Source organism: Bacteroides bouchesdurhonensis, from assembly GCF_900155865.1.
GTDB classification, from domain to species: Bacteria; Bacteroidota; Bacteroidia; order Bacteroidales; family Bacteroidaceae; genus Bacteroides; species Bacteroides bouchesdurhonensis.
In genome coordinates this window covers 4,956,734-4,973,382 of the sequence record NZ_LT707006.1, presented here as the reverse complement: position 1 = coordinate 4,973,382, position 16,649 = coordinate 4,956,734, and the positions used below count along the sequence as shown (strand labels likewise).

The 16,649-nt window shown below is 39.4% G+C and carries 14 protein-coding genes; 3 read left to right on the top strand and 11 right to left on the bottom strand.

Translation table 11 applies throughout. From position 1 onward, the window contains the following. The first annotated feature begins 206 nt into the window (after positions 1 to 206). From CZ225_RS21385 to CZ225_RS21375, 3 genes are all read left to right on the top strand, one after another. Positions 207 to 1,565, top strand: a complete 1,359-nt coding sequence (locus tag CZ225_RS21385; protein ID WP_077153452.1) for a transposase — start codon at positions 207 to 209, stop codon at positions 1,563 to 1,565. A 243-nt stretch (positions 1,566 to 1,808) separates the two neighbouring features. Further along, a complete protein-coding gene (locus CZ225_RS21380; protein ID WP_077155930.1) occupies positions 1,809 to 3,344 on the top strand; it encodes a PCMD domain-containing protein in 1,536 nt (511 codons plus the stop codon). A gap of 510 nt (positions 3,345 to 3,854) precedes the next feature. After that, complete coding sequence (locus CZ225_RS21375; protein WP_077155210.1) at positions 3,855 to 5,213, top strand: transposase; 1,359 nt, start codon at positions 3,855 to 3,857, stop codon at positions 5,211 to 5,213. Between the two features lie 621 nt (positions 5,214 to 5,834). Here the strand turns inward: CZ225_RS21375 and CZ225_RS21370 are convergent. The 11 genes from CZ225_RS21370 to CZ225_RS21320 all read right to left on the bottom strand — a co-directional run bounded on the left by CZ225_RS21370 (position 5,835) and on the right by CZ225_RS21320 (position 16,233). Continuing rightward, on the bottom strand, positions 5,835 to 6,623 hold the full coding sequence (locus CZ225_RS21370; RefSeq protein WP_077155422.1) for a porin family protein: 789 nt from the start codon (positions 6,621 to 6,623) through the stop codon (positions 5,835 to 5,837). Between the two features lie 11 nt (positions 6,624 to 6,634). Next, the gene (locus CZ225_RS21365) at positions 6,635 to 7,762 is read right to left on the bottom strand and encodes a PCMD domain-containing protein (RefSeq protein WP_077155421.1); all 1,128 of its coding nucleotides are present in this window, start codon (positions 7,760 to 7,762) and stop codon (positions 6,635 to 6,637) included. Between the two features lie 471 nt (positions 7,763 to 8,233). Further along, positions 8,234 to 8,446 carry a DUF2007-related protein gene (locus tag CZ225_RS21360; RefSeq protein ID WP_077155420.1) on the bottom strand — a complete coding sequence of 71 codons (213 nt, stop codon included), beginning with the start codon at positions 8,444 to 8,446 and terminating at the stop codon, positions 8,234 to 8,236. 222 nt (positions 8,447 to 8,668) lie between these two features. Further along, the gene (locus CZ225_RS21355; protein WP_077155419.1) at positions 8,669 to 10,324 is read right to left on the bottom strand and encodes an AMP-binding protein; all 1,656 of its coding nucleotides are present in this window, start codon (positions 10,322 to 10,324) and stop codon (positions 8,669 to 8,671) included. 6 nt (positions 10,325 to 10,330) lie between these two features. Then, positions 10,331 to 10,885: a helix-turn-helix domain-containing protein gene (locus CZ225_RS21350; RefSeq protein ID WP_077155418.1), complete on the bottom strand. Its 555-nt coding sequence runs from the start codon at positions 10,883 to 10,885 to the stop codon at positions 10,331 to 10,333. A gap of 35 nt (positions 10,886 to 10,920) precedes the next feature. Beyond that, the gene (gene proC, locus CZ225_RS21345) at positions 10,921 to 11,694 is read right to left on the bottom strand and encodes a pyrroline-5-carboxylate reductase (protein WP_077155417.1); all 774 of its coding nucleotides are present in this window, start codon (positions 11,692 to 11,694) and stop codon (positions 10,921 to 10,923) included. 136 nt (positions 11,695 to 11,830) lie between these two features. After that, a complete protein-coding gene (locus CZ225_RS21340) occupies positions 11,831 to 12,952 on the bottom strand; it encodes an aspartate aminotransferase family protein (RefSeq protein WP_077155416.1) in 1,122 nt (373 codons plus the stop codon). Between the two features lie 12 nt (positions 12,953 to 12,964). Then, positions 12,965 to 13,933, bottom strand: a complete 969-nt coding sequence (gene argC, locus CZ225_RS21335; protein WP_077155415.1) for an N-acetyl-gamma-glutamyl-phosphate reductase — start codon at positions 13,931 to 13,933, stop codon at positions 12,965 to 12,967. Then, on the bottom strand, positions 13,930 to 15,138 hold the full coding sequence (locus CZ225_RS21330) for an argininosuccinate synthase (RefSeq protein ID WP_077155414.1): 1,209 nt from the start codon (positions 15,136 to 15,138) through the stop codon (positions 13,930 to 13,932). Before CZ225_RS21330 ends, argC begins: the two co-directional genes overlap by 4 nt. 13 nt (positions 15,139 to 15,151) lie before the next feature. Then, positions 15,152 to 15,730, bottom strand: coding sequence for a GNAT family N-acetyltransferase (locus CZ225_RS21325; protein WP_077155413.1), 579 nt, complete (start codon positions 15,728 to 15,730; stop codon positions 15,152 to 15,154). Between the two features lie 29 nt (positions 15,731 to 15,759). Then, positions 15,760 to 16,233, bottom strand: a complete 474-nt coding sequence (locus tag CZ225_RS21320) for an arginine repressor (protein WP_077155412.1) — start codon at positions 16,231 to 16,233, stop codon at positions 15,760 to 15,762. Between the last annotated feature and the right edge of the window lie 416 nt (positions 16,234 to 16,649).

Sequence of the window (16,649 nt, the reverse complement as noted above, 5' to 3'; positions counted from 1 at the left end):
TAGAAAATAGACCTTGTAAATAATAGATTTAATGTGTTTCTTTGCATCGATTTTTTGTGTTATATTTATAATTAGGGATATTCGTAAAATAATAAAATTTAAGGCAACTAATTCATTGCGAGTTAGTTGCCTTTTTTGTATCTTTAAGCATTCCCCCCAAAAAACGGTTTGACGGCCAAAACGGGGGTAATCTAAACTAAAAAGACATGGTAAAGATACAAAAAATATCCGAAATCGAACCTTGTTTAGGTTTTACCGAGTTCGATATGCTAAAAAAATATCGTCAAAGTTTTGCAACGAGCGAATTAGGTCGCCTCCATGCTCTGTTTCCTTTCTCGGAACTGGCCCGGCAAATGCATTTGAAGTCCTCTGCTTTGGGTCGTAAAAGTTATTTTTCTCCCGAAGGTAAAATAGCCTTGATGGTCCTGAAGTCCTATACCAACTTTTCCGATGCACAACTGATTGAGCATTTAAACGGTAATATTCATTACCAGTTATTTTGTGGTGTTCAGATTGATCCTCTTCATCCACTGACCAATCCTAAAATCGTCAGTGCGATTCGTCAGGAAGTAGCGGACCGCCTTGATATTGAGTCCCTCCAGCTTATTCTGGCTGAGCATTGGAAACCTTATCTTGAGAACCTTCATGTCTGTATGACCGATGCCACCTGTTATGAAAGTCATTTGCGCTTTCCTACTGATGTCAAACTCTTATGGGAAGGTATTGTATGGCTTCATCGCCATCTGTGCAAACATTGCCGTACATTGCACATACAACGTCCCCGTAACAAGTATCTTGATGTAAGCCGTGCCTACCTTGCTTACAGTAAACTGCGTAAACGCAGGAAATCACAGACCCGTATGATTAAACGCAGGCTACTTCAGTTATTGGAAAAGCTACTGGACCAGCTGGAGCAGCTTCATTCATCCTACAGGCACAGGCTTACACTATCCTCTGATTACCAAAGGCGTTTCTCGGTCATACAGACGGTCCTTGAGCAAGGGAAGAATTTATTTGCAGGCAAAAAAGTGTCCAACCGTATCGTGAGTATCGACCGGCATTACCTTCGCCCCATTATCAGAGGCAAGGAAACCAAATCCGTTGAGTTCGGAGCCAAGGTCAACAATATACAGATAGATGGAATCTCCTTCATAGAACATATCTCCTTTAAGGCTTTTAACGAAGGAGTACGTTTGAAAGACTGTATTCATTTGCAACAACAACTGACCAAGGTCAGGGTTAAGGCGCTTGCAGCGGATTCAATCTATGCTAATAATGCCAACCGGAAATTTTGTACTAAATATCATATAAGTACTTCCTTTAAGCGTAAGGGAAGAGCTGCCAAAGATGAGCCACTTCGGAAAATCTTACGGTCGGAACTCAGCCGTGAAAGGGCTACCCGCCTGGAAGGAAGTTTTGGAACGCAGAAACAACATTACTCACTGGCCAGAATAAAAGCCAGAAACAGGAAAACGGAAATACTTTGGATTTTCTTTGGAATACATACGGCCAATGCGGTATCTATGATAGAAAAGGTCGAAAAGAAAAAAAGAACGGCTGCATAATCAGACTAAAAGAAGAAGAAGAAAAGAGGAGAGGTTTTTAACTTCCCCTAAAAAGACATATACATAATGTACCGTTGGGAAGAAAGAATAAGAATATGTAAATAATATTCTATTAAAAAGATACAAGACTTGAGACTTTACACAAAAAAATTAAGAGAAAAGCTCACGTAAAGTAAAACTGTTCTCTTAATTTATAAGAAAGAGGGACATTTACTGAATATCCCTAATTAAAGTATGAAGATTATGAAAAAGAGTTTATTCTATTTATTAATGTTTATTTGTTCTGTCAGTCTTTTTACAGGTTGTAGTGATGATGACGATGATCCTAATTACTCTGCTGCAATAGATGGAGAGATGGTGGGAAATTATAAAGGAATATTGAATATTAAGCTTTTCAATGAACCTTTTGGGGATCCTATGCCTCAGAATATTACTATTTCAAAAGCAAGTGATACTTCTATCGATTTATCTCTGAAAAACTTTAGTATACCAGGATTGATCGTTATTCCTGAAATTAAACTCAGCGATTGCAAACTTACCCAAAATGGTGATATTTATAAATTTACAGGGGTTCAATCATTAAATGTAGGAACACTTGCTTGTACAATTAACGCTACTGGAACCATTAAGAATGGTACAGTTGATATTAATATGGATATCAAAGCAAATCTTGATGGTCAGAGTCAAGATGTAAATGTTACATATAAGGGGACTCGTCTGAATGGCAATGAAAGTAAAGAAGCAAAAATAATTAATTTCACTATTGATAATGAAATTGTAACAGAAGCACCAGTTATAAACGAGAGTGAAGGTACTATCGTTTTCAAAGTGCTGGATGAAGCAGCTAACGGAGATTTGGCTGTTTTAGTTCCTACTATTACTGTTTCAGATAAAGCTGTCGTTAACCCTGCGAGCGGAGTGGCACAAGATTTCTCTAATGGGAAAAGTGTCACTTACACAGTAGTAGCTGAGGACGGTACTATAAAGGTTTATGTGGCTTCTATAGCAGGCAAACAAAGCTTGATGAAATATTCATTTGAAGAATGGGAAAAAGTAGCAGGAGGAGTCTTAAATAATGAATATTTTAAACCTTTGCCTACTGATGAACTGGCTACAAGTGCACCTGGCGCAGCTTATCTTAAGCTATATGGAGTTTCAGGTTTGCCTGCTTATCAAACAGATGATGCAAAAGAAGGAATGTCTGCTATAAAATTGGTAACAATGGATACTAGTGCGAAAACGAATACATTAGTGCCTGCTATTACGTCAGGTTCATTCTTTACTGGTTCTTTTGATACTAATCTCAGTCATATGATGCAGGACCGTATTGGATGTACTCACTTTGGAATTCCTTATGCCAAACGCCCTGTCTCTTTCCGTGGATGGTATAAATATATTTCTGGTGCTAAATTCCTTGATGGTGAAGGCGCTACAACTCCTGAAGAAGTTGAAGAAATACCTGATAAAAAGGATGAATGTTCTATTGCTGCAATATTGTATGAGGCAAAAGATGCGGAAGGTAATGAAATAACTTTAACTGGTCATGATATAAATACTTCTGAATATCGTGTAGCAATAGCAGCATTAGCAGATGGCACAGAGAAGGTAGAATATACTCATTTTGATATTAGCTTTACATTCTTTGAAGGAAAGGCTTATGATACAAATAAAGAATATAAGTTAGCTATTGTTTGTTCTTCAAGCAAGGAGGGGGATGTATTTAAGGGTGCAGGTGGAAGTACTTTGTTTCTTGATGAATTAGAAATTGTAGGAGAATGATTTTCAGATAAAAATAAAGTGCCCCCAAAAATTGGACTGTTGAAACATTATCCAGTTATAGAAAGAGTTCGGTATTGGACCGGACTCTTTTCTTTTAACCGTGACTTGATTCATTTTATTATAATATCTATATATTATTTCAAAGCCTTTTAAAATTCTCCAGAGACTCGGATTTTTTAGCGAATAAAGAAGTTCTGATTTCATAATTCCGAAAAAATCTCCATTATAGAGTTATCCAGACAATTTCTCTTGCTCGACATGCTTTGGATTATATGATTCTCTACAAGCTTTTTCCGATATCCGAAGTGTTGGTGTTGCCAACTTTGGTCAGAACGAAGTATGAGTCCGTCAAGGTTGTCACACTTATGGAATGCTTTAGGGATATTCGTAAAATAATAAAATTTAAGGCAACTAATTCATTGCGAGTTAGTTGCCTTTTTTGTATCTTTAAGCATTCCCCCCAAAAAACGGTTTGACGGCCAAAACGGGGGTAATCTAAACTAAAAAGACATGGTAAAGATACAAAAAATATCCGAAATCGAACCTTGTTTAGGTTTTACCGAGTTCGATATGCTAAAAAAATATCGTCAAAGTTTTGCAACGAGCGAATTAGGTCGCCTCCATGCTCTGTTTCCTTTCTCGGAACTGGCCCGGCAAATGCATTTGAAGTCCTCTGCTTTGGGTCGTAAAAGTTATTTTTCTCCCGAAGGTAAAATAGCCTTGATGGTCCTGAAGTCCTATACCAACTTTTCCGATGCACAACTGATTGAGCATTTAAACGGTAATATTCATTACCAGTTATTTTGTGGTGTTCAGATTGATCCTCTTCATCCACTGACCAATCCTAAAATCGTCAGTGCGATTCGTCAGGAAGTAGCGGACCGCCTTGATATTGAGTCCCTCCAGCTTATTCTGGCTGAGCATTGGAAACCTTATCTTGAGAACCTTCATGTCTGTATGACCGATGCCACCTGTTATGAAAGTCATTTGCGCTTTCCTACTGATGTCAAACTCTTATGGGAAGGTATTGTATGGCTTCATCGCCATCTGTGCAAACATTGCCGTACATTGCACATACAACGTCCCCGTAACAAGTATCTTGATGTAAGCCGTGCCTACCTTGCTTACAGTAAACTGCGTAAACGCAGGAAATCACAGACCCGTATGATTAAACGCAGGCTACTTCAGTTATTGGAAAAGCTACTGGACCAGCTGGAGCAGCTTCATTCATCCTACAGGCACAGGCTTACACTATCCTCTGATTACCAAAGGCGTTTCTCGGTCATACAGACGGTCCTTGAGCAAGGGAAGAATTTATTTGCAGGCAAAAAAGTGTCCAACCGTATCGTGAGTATCGACCGGCATTACCTTCGCCCCATTGTCAGGGGCAAGGAAACCAAATCCGTTGAGTTCGGAGCCAAGGTCAACAATATACAGATAGATGGAATCTCCTTCATAGAACATATCTCCTTTAAGGCTTTTAACGAAGGAGTACGTTTGAAAGACTGTATTCATTTGCAACAACAACTGACCAAGGTCAGGGTTAAGGCGCTTGCAGCGGATTCAATCTATGCTAATAATGCCAACCGGAAATTTTGTACTAAATATCATATAAGTACTTCCTTTAAGCGTAAGGGAAGAGCTGCCAAAGATGAGCCACTTCGGAAAATCTTACGGTCGGAACTCAGCCGTGAAAGGGCTACCCGCCTGGAAGGAAGTTTTGGAACGCAGAAACAACATTACTCACTGGCCAGAATAAAAGCCAGAAACAGGAAAACGGAAATACTTTGGATTTTCTTTGGAATACATACGGCCAATGCGGTATCTATGATAGAAAAGGTCGAAAAGAAAAAAAGAACGGCTGCATAATCAGACTAAAAGAAGAAGAAGAAAAGAGGAGAGGTTTTTAACTTCCCCTAAAAAGACATATACATAATGTACCGTTGGGAAGAAAGAATAAGAATATGTAAATAATATTCTATTAAAAAGATACAAGACTTGAGACTTTACACAAAAAAATTAAGAGAAAAGCTCACGTAAAGTAAAACTGTTCTCTTAATTTATAAGAAAGAGGGACATTTACTGAATATCCCGCTTTATTAAGCATTTCATACACCTGTTCAAGATAGGGCTGTTGGATATGTTATGGGAAACAATCTCCTCATTGAACATATTAAGAACGGCAACGCACCATACGCATCTTGCATTTGATATGCATTTCTGTCATGAGACGCCACCCAATTCTGTATGACTTTTTTTAGGTCTTGTCATAGTTTGGGAAGGTCTGCCTTTACGTCTGAATATATGTAGTCCCGCATTTCCATGTTTACGAACCGTACGAACCCAGCCTTCAGGTGTTGTACGGCTTATACGGAACTTTATCAATGCATGGGACAAATGTAATTCTTTATCTAATATCTATCGTACAACCTGTTCCTTGAAATCACATGTTGGCTTTATGTTGTTGGGGGTGTCTTAGGTTATCTTCTGTTAGAATGCATATCCGAAACCTATATTCAGATAAATAGGATACATTGCAAATGTGATAGTATCAAAGTCCTTCTTAAAGATATCATTCAATCCCCAGGTTAAATCAGCATATACATTCAGATGTTTGAAGGCTTTCCATTCACCACCTAGCTGTAGACCCCATTGAAATTTGCGCAGATTTTCAGAAAAGTCATAAGTAGCTATACTTTCTCCTGTAAAGTCTACCCTAGAACCTGTTTGGTCTGGGGTGCGAAGATGTCCTTCGTATACATGTCCGGAAAAATCGCCTTCAATAAGGTAAGAGACATAGGGACCTGCCGATACTTTCCACCGTTTACTTATCCTATAATTGGCTACAACAGGAATAGTCAGATATGAGTTTTTAACTTTCGTTTTTACTCCTCCGGTCCATAGTCCTTGTAGCTCTCCGCCATTAGTATTTATAATTTTCATACCGTAGTTTTTTACGGTAGCTTCAGTAGTCATATTTTTATTCTCAAGACGAATACCGGCGGTCATTCCCCATTTTTTTGTTTCGTCAAACCATTTAGTTGCATTCCCTTCGATGGAGATAGCAATGCCAGGAGCATAGCTGTCTATTTTACGGATTTCATTAGGCAAAGGAAGGGGAGAAGTGCCACCTATATTAAAACCAGCTTTGATCTCATATTCCCATCCGTGCAGATACATCCAAACAAGACTTCTTGTTCTTTCTTCTTGTGCCTGTATTGCAAGTGTACCGGCAAATAGCAGTATAGTTATAATACTGATTAATCTATATTTTTTCATTGTACTATTTTTTATTCTTCGCAAATAAGTTCTACTTCATCGATATATAACGTACTTCCAACAGCACCTTCAAAATAGGCACCATCAACGCTGGAAGAGAATACAATACCTAATTTGTATTTACCTTGTTGTAGCTTTTGGTCGTCAATTTCTTTTCCATTAACAGGTTTAAATTGCAAATTGAATTCTTTCCAATCATCAGTTTCAACAGCACTTTCTGAATCAATACGTGCTAGCAATACTACTTTATTTGAGGTAAAGACGTTGTCTCCATCTAGCATATCCGAATTATTGTCAGTTTCGTACATAACAGCGTAAATGTCAAATTTATCTTTCTTATCAGATTGCACTTCCCCTTTTGCTGTATAAATATCCCCTGCTTTGTATTTGTAAAATCCTTTGAGTGATGTTGGGCGTTTATCAAATAGAAAACCGAACTTTGTAGCTTTTCTAGGATCTTTTAAGGCATTTCCTACATCGAACGAACCGATGAAAAGATTACCTGCTGCAATATACATTTTTACTATCGCGCCGAAGCTTCCGGTATTTCGTGTTTCTAATTTGGCTCCTTTACCCTGATAACCATTTGTTGATTGTACTGTAGGATAATCTGTATTGGTTTTAGCCATACTTGTCAATTCGTATCCTTTGTTACCGCTTGTCCATTGCACTACTTTTGATGTATTCTGAGAAGTTCCCGGTTGGAATTCATAGAAAATATCATAAGGATTGGATGACAACAATCCTTCAAAATGGAAGGAGGTTGGTAATTCCGTAGATACTACATTTACAGTATAAACTGCTTTCCATTGCCCATCTTCTGATGTAACGGTAAACTGGCGGGAATGTGGCTCCTCTGAGAAATTGTAGCTTGATTCTGTATCCCCTGTGATTTTGTTATTTGCTTTGATAGTAGCTCCTTCAGGTACTGTGAATTTTAATTCTTGTTTAGACAGATCAACATTTTTGTGTACATATACATTGATTGTTTTGGAATTGGTATCAATGTTTGCTAATTGTACATTACTGCCTGAACAGGCATCGATAGCGGCTTCAGAGTTGAGGGCTTCCTCTTGTATACAAGAGGATACACAGCTTGCAAATAAGAAGTAATAAACTGCCAAAGTTTTAAATTTCATTTGATTTGGTCTTTTTTAGTTACTAATTCAGTCCTTTATGATAAAACTAGGATGCAAAGTTAAGTTTCTTTTTTGAAATGAAATGTTTTATCGTTATTTTTTGTATGTATTGTGATGATTCGTGGCTAATATGCTTTCTTATTTATAGATGTATACCTTGGTTATTAGAATAAAGACTAATAGATTTAACATGAAGATATGGCTTACTTAATCTTTAGATTAGTGGTGTCTTCTTGTTCACGTATATGAAGCATCCGCTCTACGTACGACAACCATTGGGATCATGTATGTGGACCTATGGGATCTATGCGTAAAACGATTAGTTATTGTTGCGACAATACATTAATCTTGCTATGAGAATAGTTTAATAGACGGTTTAAATATTATAATTAATGTCGATTTAAATAGATTGTGAGTATGACTATTTATTTTTTATCCGTCTCACATTGTAATTGGCTCTTATTTTTCTATCTACTTCGTTAAAACTAACGAAATTCTACTGCTGATAATACGCATAGCAGCTGTATAGCATTCACATGGGACCATAATTTGGATGCTGTTCAAACCTTTATCTTTCATTGAAGCTTCAATGTAGGCTGCATTCAAAAGCCTTTTTACACTAGCTACTTCCCATGGACTGCCAGTGAAAACATTTACTTGGGAAATCTTTCTACTCGTAATCATCTCTTTTTTGTGTTTTGGTTTTTACTGTTGCAAATATAAAAGAGGAAATTGACTAAAAAGAGCAATAATACTTCAATTAAGAACACTTTTAAGTCAAATATGAATAGTGACCGATAATTGTTATAGTTGAGACAATTGTTGTATTGGTAAAAAAGAATCCTCCTTAATCGGTTAATAAAGTCGTATTAAGGAGGATTTATCGATGAATAGGTTATTTTTTATCTATTTCTCATCATTCTTGCGGATTTCTACCCTGCGAATCTTACCACTGATTGTTTTCGGGAGTTCATCTACAAATTCGATGACACGGGGATATTTATAGGGAGCAGTTGTTTTCTTTACATGGTTTTGTAATTCTTTGACCAGTTCTTCACTTGCACGCGCTTTGTAGTCCTTAGATAGGACAATAGTTGCTTTTACTACTTGTCCCCGAATTTCATCAGGTACTCCGGTGATAGCGCATTCCACAACAGCAGGGTGGGTCATTAGAGCACTTTCAACTTCGAATGGGCCAATACGATAGCCTGAACTTTTGATAACATCGTCTGCACGTCCTACGAACCAAAGGTAACCGTCCTCATCTTTCCAGGCAACGTCTCCTGTATAATAGATGCCGTCGTGCCACGCTTCGTGAGTACGTTCAGCATCCCGATAATACTCTTTGAAAAGTCCTAGAGGTTTTCCATTGTTGGTACGGATAACAATCTGTCCCTGTTCACCAGCTTCAACAGAACGACCCTCGTAGTCGATCAAGTCTACGTCGTATTGTGGATTAGGCAATCCCATACTTCCCGGTTTCGGTTCCATCCAAGGCATGGTGGCAACAGTTAATGTTGTTTCCGTTTGCCCAAAGCCTTCCATAAGTTTGATACCTGTCAATTTCTTGAAAGTCTCAAATACTGCAGGGTTCAAAGCTTCGCCTGCAATAGTACAATATTTGAGAGAAGACAAGTCATATTTTGTCAGATCTTCATGAATTAAAAAACGGAAAATGGTAGGAGGCGCACAAAGAGAGGTCACATGATAATCATGTATTTTCTGTAAGATATCTCCTGGGGTGAATTTCTCATGGTCGTAAACGAAGATATTAGCTCCTGCAATCCATTGTCCATAGAGTTTTCCCCATACAGCTTTTCCCCATCCTGTGTCGGCAATAGTAAGATGAAGACTATTCTCATCCAAATTGTGCCAAAAGCTACCAGTGACGATGTGTCCTAACGGATAAGTAAAATCGTGTGCTACCATTTTGGGCTCACCGGTGGTACCGGATGTAAAATACATCAATGAAATATCATCATTTGTATTTGCATGTTTAGGACGAGTAAAGGGAGCGGCATTTTCTATACCTTTATGAAAGTTTTGAAAACCTTCCGGAACTTCCGGACCGACACTAACTAACTGTTCTACACTTGGACAAGTAGGTAGAGCATCTTTGATATGTTGCAGGATAACATTTTCTCCTGCGGCTACAATCATTTTGATATCAGCGGCATTACAGCGATATACGATATCTTTTTTCGTCAGCAAATGTGTTGCCGGAATCACAGTCGCACCTAGTTTGTGAAGTGCAATGATACTGAACCAGAATTCAAAGCGACGTTTCAGAATCAACATAACCATGTCTCCACGACCGATACCTAAACTTTGAAAGTAAGAGGCTGTCATGTCCGTATAACGTTTCATGTCGGCAAACGAATATTGGTGGCATTCACCTTGGTCGTTTGTCCAAAGTAAAGCATTCTTGTCGGGTTGTTCGGCAGCCCAAGCATCTACTACGTCATAACCGAAGTTGAAATTCTCCGGGACGTTTATTTTCAGATTCTTGATAAAATCCTCTTGAGATGTAAAAGTGGTCTGTGATAAAAATCTTTCTACCATAATAAATTACATAATTACTGCGAGAAAACGTACCGTTTTGCCGTCGAGCGCTTTCATGCCATGTGGAAGTTTTGAATTGAAATAAATACTGTCACCTTGATTTAGAATAATTTCTTTGCCCTCAATACTGATAAGCATACGCCCTTCGACTACAAGATTAAATTCCTGCCCGCTGTGACTGTTGTAATGAATAGGAGTATCATCTCCTTTCGGTTCAACTGTTACGATAAACGGGTCGGCAACACGGTTCATAAAACCGGAAGCCAGTGACTGATACTTGTAGGCTTTGGTTCGTTCGATACTTATTCCTTTACCTGCACGGGTAACGAAGTAACTGCTCATTTTCGGCTCTTCGCCGAACATCAGCGCATCGAGTGCAACATTGTAGGTACGGGCAATTTTTTGTAACATACTTACGGAGATATCATAATCTCCAGTTTCTGCCAATCGGTATTCTTCGGCAGAGATGTCACAGTCGCGGGCTATATCTTCGGATGTAAGTTCCAAAACATCACGTAATCCGCGGAGACGTTCTGCTATCTGTTTAATTTGGTCATTCATATAATTGAGTGATTAGTGATTTTATTTTTGTTTGATTATTTGGATGCCAGCATTGCTTTGATAATTGCAGAAGTGAAACCACTATGTTCCAATTCATTGATTCCTTTAATCGTGATTCCTCCTGGAGTGGTCACTTTATCTATTTCTACGCTTGGATGTGTATCGTTATTTAGGATCAATGCTGCAGCCCCTTTTACGGATTGGGCTACCATTTCCATAGCATCTTTGGGACGAAGCCCCATTTCAATGCCTGCTTGCATGGCAGCTTGAATATATTTTAATACATATGCGATTCCGCAAGAAGCTAATGAGGTGGCAGCAGCCATTTTATCTTCAGGAATAAGCATTGACATTCCCATCTCGTTGAACAGTTGAAGGATGAATTGATTTTGTTCATCGCTTGTATTGCGTGCAGCGATTAGTGTCATGCTTTCTAGTTCGCTGATGGCTGTATTCGGGATAACACGAAACATCGGCATTTCCGGTGATACAACGTAGTGGGATAATTCTTCAAAACTGATGCCGGCAGCTACGGATATGAGTATTTGTTTACTTTTGACTTTTAATTCGCTTACCACTGAATTGATAAGCCAAGGTTTGATAGCTAAAATAATTATATCTGCTCCGGTGATTGCTTCCACATTGTTATGTGTAGTGGTGATTGCCGGGAATTCTTTTTTCAGTTGTTCTAGTTTGCCGGCACTGGGGTTGGAAACGATTATGTTTGCATCGTCTATTAAACTCCCTTTGGCCAGACCACGGGCGATAGAACCGCCCATGTTTCCTGCACCGATAATTGCTATTCTCATATGCATTTGTATTTTTATGATTTGTTACTGACAAAGGTAACGGTAAATAGTGAAAAAACAAAAGCAACCTGTTAAGAAATGATTTTCTGGTTTAGGCTGCTTTTATCGTTTGCTATTTATTAATCAAATGTAAAGATCAGAGTACTTTGTTGAGGCGGACAAGAAACTTGTCTGCTTCCTCCATGCTGAGACAAAGAGGGGGAAGTAAGCGAAGCACATTTGTTCCACTAGCTCCGGTAAATATGTGCTCGTCATAGATGAGCCGGCTGCGTAGTTCTTTGATTGGTTCATCAAACTCAAGTCCAATCATTAATCCACGTCCACGTACTTCTTTGATTTGAGGGAATTTCTTCAACTCTTCCAGCAAATAGTGACCGACTTTAGCTGCATTTTCAATCAGGTTTTCTTTTTCTATAATGTCCATTACGGCCAAAGCAGCAGCACATGCAAGGTGGTTACCACCGAATGTAGTTCCTAGTTGTCCGTAGATAGGTGTAAACATGGGGCTGATTAATACTCCTGCCATTGGAAAACCGTTACCTATTCCTTTGGCTACAGTGATAATGTCAGGTTGAATACCCGTATATTGATGCGCAAAGAACTTTCCGCTTCGTCCGTATCCGCTTTGGATTTCGTCCAGAATCAAAATAGTACCTGTTGCGGTACAAGCTTTACGGAGTTCTTGCATAAATTCAGTAGTCGGTATCTTGATTCCTCCGACTCCTTGTATTCCTTCAATAATAACGGCACAAACATCTCCTTTTGCCAATTCCTGTTTCATCGCTTCGATGTCATTCAATGGGAGGTAGGTTACGTGGCCATTGTTGTTGATTGGAGCAATGATAGAAGGATTATTTGTTGCTTCTACCGCCAATGAGGTACGTCCGTGGAAGGCTTTGTTGAATGAAAGAATCTTGGTACGTCCGTTGTGGAAGGAAGCAAGTTTCAAAGCATTCTCGTTTGCTTCGGCACCACTGTTAATCAGGAAGAGGCTATAATCTTCATAGCCGGAAAGTTTGCCAAGTCGTTCGGCTACCTGCTGCTGAAGCTTATTGATCACTGAATTTGAGTAGAAACCAAGTGCTGCAACTTGATTACTTATCATCTCCACATAGTGCGGATGGGCGTGTCCGACAGAGATTACGGCATGGCCTCCGTAAAGGTCCAGATATTCTGTTCCGTTTTCATCCCAGACCTTGCAGCCTTTTCCTTTGACAATATTGATATTGTATAAAGGATATACATCAAATAGTTTCATATTTCTTTTGTTTTAGAAAGCGGACGGCTTCAAACGTAATCCTACGGTTTCTTCCAGATTAAACATTAGGTTCATATTATGAACAGCCTGACCGCTTGCACCTTTTAATAAATTGTCGATACATGAGATAACTAACAGTTTATCATCGTGTTTTTCCAGATGTATCAGACACTTGTTTGTATTTACCACTTGTTTCAGGTCAATATTTTTATCGACAATGTGTACAAATGAATCTTTCTCGTAGTACTCTTGGTACATTCGAACGATCTCTTCGAGAGATACTTTCGTTTTAACTACAAGTGTCGCAAATATACCACGTGGAAAGTCGCCTCGGTAAGGGATAAAATCAATTTCCGAATCAAAGCTGGTTTGCAATTGTTTCAAAGATTGCTTGATTTCCGGTACGTGTTGATGCTCGAAAGCCTTGTAAACACTGATATTGTTGTTTCTCCAACTGAAATGACTGGTAGCACCCGGTTTTACGCCGGCACCTGTACTTCCGGTAATGGCGTTTACCATTATATCGTCTGTCAGCATCAGGTTTTTGGCAAGCGGAAGAAGTCCTAACTGAATACAAGTTGCAAAACACCCTGGATTAGCTACATGCTTTGCAGTGCAAGTAGCACGCCGGTTCAGTTCCGGCAGGCCATAAATAAAATCATGATCGTCGCTCTTGATACGGTAGTCCATAGAGAGGTCGATGATTCTCAAATCTTCCGGTATATTATGGCTTTCTATAAATTTCTTTGTATCTCCGTGAGCCGTACAGAAGAAAAGAACGTCAATTTCGTCCAATGGCAATTGGTCGGTAAACCTCAAGTCTGTTTCTCCGTAAAGTCCTTCGTGTACATCGGTAATCCTGTTGCCGGCATTACTGCTGCTGTTAACAAATACGATTTCGGTTTCCGGATGGTTGAGTAGCAGACGAATTAATTCGCCTGCTGTATATCCTGCGCCACCAATGATTCCTGCTCTAATCATATTTCTTCGTCTTTATGGTTATTGTAGTATACACGTAGCGGAGTAGACGTTACCTTAATAAAGCCTTTGGCGTCTTCCGCTGTCCAACCTTTCTGCATTTCACCATATTCTCCGAATTTCGTTTTCACAAGGTCGTCTTTCGATTCTACACCTACGGTAGAGAAAGATAATGGGCGAAGTTCGAGAATCGCAGTTCCGTTCACGTTACGTTGGCTTTCCTGCAACATCGCTTCAATATCACGCATTACTGGTTCTAGATATTGACTTTCGTGTAAAAACATTCCATACCAGTTGGCTACCTGATCTTTCCAATATTGTTGCCATTTGCTCAACGTATATTTTTCGAGGAAACGGTGTGCGCCGATAATTAACATCGGAGCAGCTGCTTCGAAACCAACGCGCCCTTTGATACCGATGATTGTATCGCCTACGTGCATGTCACGTCCGATACCGTAAGCGGCACCAATTTCTTCGACTTTCTGAATTGCTTTAATTGGATCATCGAATTTCTCGTCATTGACTGCTTTCAGTTCACCTTTCTCAAAAGTAAGTCGAAGCTGTTCGCTACCTTCTTTTTCTACATGCTTTAGATAGGCACTTTCCGGCAATCCCTGTGCTGAGTCGAGAATCTCACCTCCACAGATAGAAGTACCCCATAAACCTACGTTGTAAGAATATTTTAGTTTGGTGAAGTCTGCGCTGAAACCGTTTTTATTCAGATAATCTATTTCTTCTTGACGGCTCAGTGCCATATCACGGGTTAATGTGATGATCTCTACATTAGGAGCTAATACAAGGAAAGTCATATCGAAGCGAATCTGGTCGTTACCTGCTCCGGTAGAACCATGTGCTACTGCATCTGCGCCAATTTCGTTGGCATAACGGGCAATAGCAAGACCTTGGAAGATACGTTCCGAACTAACGGAAATAGGGTACGTACCATTACGCAGCACATTTCCGAAAACCATATATTTCAGACTTTTTTCGTAGTACTCCTGAGTAACATCCAATGTAACGTATTTTACTGCTCCTAATTTATAGGCATTTTCTTCGTTAGTTCTCAGTTGTTCTTCACTAAAACCGCCTGTATTGGCACAAGCAGCGTAAACTTCGTAGCCTTTTTCTTTAGCGAGGTACATAACGGTGAACGATGTGTCCAGACCGCCACTGAAAGCCACCACTACTTTTTTCTTTTTCTCTTCCATAGTGCTGTATCTATTAAATATTATTTCTTTCTTGTTCTTTTTTCTTGTTCTTCGGATCTGTAGGATCGTACAACATGGCTGTACAAATGCAAAATTTCCGATTCTTAGCTACCAATATATCATGATTGATACATCCTTCACATCCCTTCCAGAAGGAGTCATCATCTGTCAGTTCGTTGAAGGTGACAGGGACATATCCTAGCTCTGTATTCATTTTCATGACTGCTGCTCCAGAAGTCAGACTGAAGATTTTAGCCTTTGGCCACCGGAGACGTGCCAGCTGAAATGAAGCTTGTTTGATGCGTTTGGCCAATCCTAATCCACGAAAATCAGGATGGACAATCAGACCGGATGTAGCTACATATTGTTTGTTGCCCCATGATTCAATGTAGGTGAATCCTGCAAATGTATCGCCACATAATGCAATAATTGCTTTCCCTTCCTTCATTTTTGTTGCGACATATTCGTGGGTACGCTCTGCGATACCGGTTCCACGAACTGCTGCAGCTTTTCTGATTGTATCCAAAATAGTGTCAACGTATACCTCATGTGATGCGTCGGCTACCATAACATCTATTTGTTGAGTATCCATTTCTTTATCTAATATATAAATATGTATAGTTATTCGATATTTGGAATAATGAGTGACAAAAGCTGGCGCACTTTATTTGCTGAAACTCCTTCGTGCAATACCAGCATGATGGTGTCGTCACCGGCAATAGTTCCCATGATCTCATTGAATTCATGGTTGTCGATGTCGTAAGCCATGCTGCTTGCATAGCCGGGGCGGGTACGTATCACGGCTATGTTGCCGGAAAAAGCTAAAGAGATAAATCCGTTGTTACGTAACATTTCACCGGCACTTTGGTCGGTGGAACGCTTATACATGATGTTGTTAGGCAATACATAAACGTATTTGCCGTTCATGCTGGCAGCTTTTGCTACTTTCAGTTGTTTTAAGTCACGGGAGAGGGTGGCCTGAGTCAGCTCGAAGCCCTCACGGTTCAGCTCTTGCAACAGTTCTTCCTGAGAACCCAGCTCTTTGCTTGAGATAATCATTTTGATGGCGTCTAACCGATTTGCTTTCTTCTTCATTGTATAATTATTCTAAGAATGGCGCAAAAGTATGCAATATTTTGGAGAAAAGATGCATAAAACTGAGAATTTTTGCATAAAAGTGAGAGAAAAGTGAATAAATGCCCAACTTTCTTTGTTTTAAAGGGAATTTTATCTCGATACCTAACCAGTTTTTTCTTGTGTACTAATGGGGGTTGTTCGACACCCGGGTGTCGAACAGTATGAGACCCGGGTGTCAGTATGCTCAACACCCGGGTCTTGTACATGCCAACACCCGGGTGTTGAGCAATCTTCGTTAGTAGTGAAATAAAGATTCACTAGTAGCAGAATAAAGAAAGGTATTCGTGTCAAAAAGTGTACGCTTTCGATCAAAAAACATAAGGGTTAAAAGCGGGACAACACCTATTTTTGTAACATCGGGAAATGAGTACCTT

Bases quoted from the DNA above. Each gene is read 5' to 3' on its own strand.
- CZ225_RS21350 (WP_077155418.1), bottom strand. From the start codon at position 10,885: ATGAATGACCAAATTAAACAGATAGCAGAACGTCTCCGCGGATTACGT.
- CZ225_RS21355 (WP_077155419.1), bottom strand. From the start codon at position 10,324: ATGGTAGAAAGATTTTTATCACAGACCACTTTTACATCTCAAGAGGAT.
- CZ225_RS21380 (WP_077155930.1), top strand. From the start codon at position 1,809: ATGAAAAAGAGTTTATTCTATTTATTAATGTTTATTTGTTCTGTCAGT.
- CZ225_RS21375 (WP_077155210.1), top strand. From the start codon at position 3,855: ATGGTAAAGATACAAAAAATATCCGAAATCGAACCTTGTTTAGGTTTT.
- CZ225_RS21360 (WP_077155420.1), bottom strand. From the start codon at position 8,446: ATGATTACGAGTAGAAAGATTTCCCAAGTAAATGTTTTCACTGGCAGT.
- argC (WP_077155415.1), bottom strand. From the start codon at position 13,933: ATGATTAGAGCAGGAATCATTGGTGGCGCAGGATATACAGCAGGCGAA.
- CZ225_RS21325 (WP_077155413.1), bottom strand. From the start codon at position 15,730: ATGGATACTCAACAAATAGATGTTATGGTAGCCGACGCATCACATGAG.
- CZ225_RS21365 (WP_077155421.1), bottom strand. From the start codon at position 7,762: ATGAAATTTAAAACTTTGGCAGTTTATTACTTCTTATTTGCAAGCTGT.
- CZ225_RS21340 (WP_077155416.1), bottom strand. From the start codon at position 12,952: ATGAAACTATTTGATGTATATCCTTTATACAATATCAATATTGTCAAA.
- CZ225_RS21330 (WP_077155414.1), bottom strand. From the start codon at position 15,138: ATGGAAGAGAAAAAGAAAAAAGTAGTGGTGGCTTTCAGTGGCGGTCTG.
- CZ225_RS21385 (WP_077153452.1), top strand. From the start codon at position 207: ATGGTAAAGATACAAAAAATATCCGAAATCGAACCTTGTTTAGGTTTT.
- CZ225_RS21320 (WP_077155412.1), bottom strand. From the start codon at position 16,233: ATGAAGAAGAAAGCAAATCGGTTAGACGCCATCAAAATGATTATCTCA.
- proC (WP_077155417.1), bottom strand. From the start codon at position 11,694: ATGAGAATAGCAATTATCGGTGCAGGAAACATGGGCGGTTCTATCGCC.
- CZ225_RS21370 (WP_077155422.1), bottom strand. From the start codon at position 6,623: ATGAAAAAATATAGATTAATCAGTATTATAACTATACTGCTATTTGCC.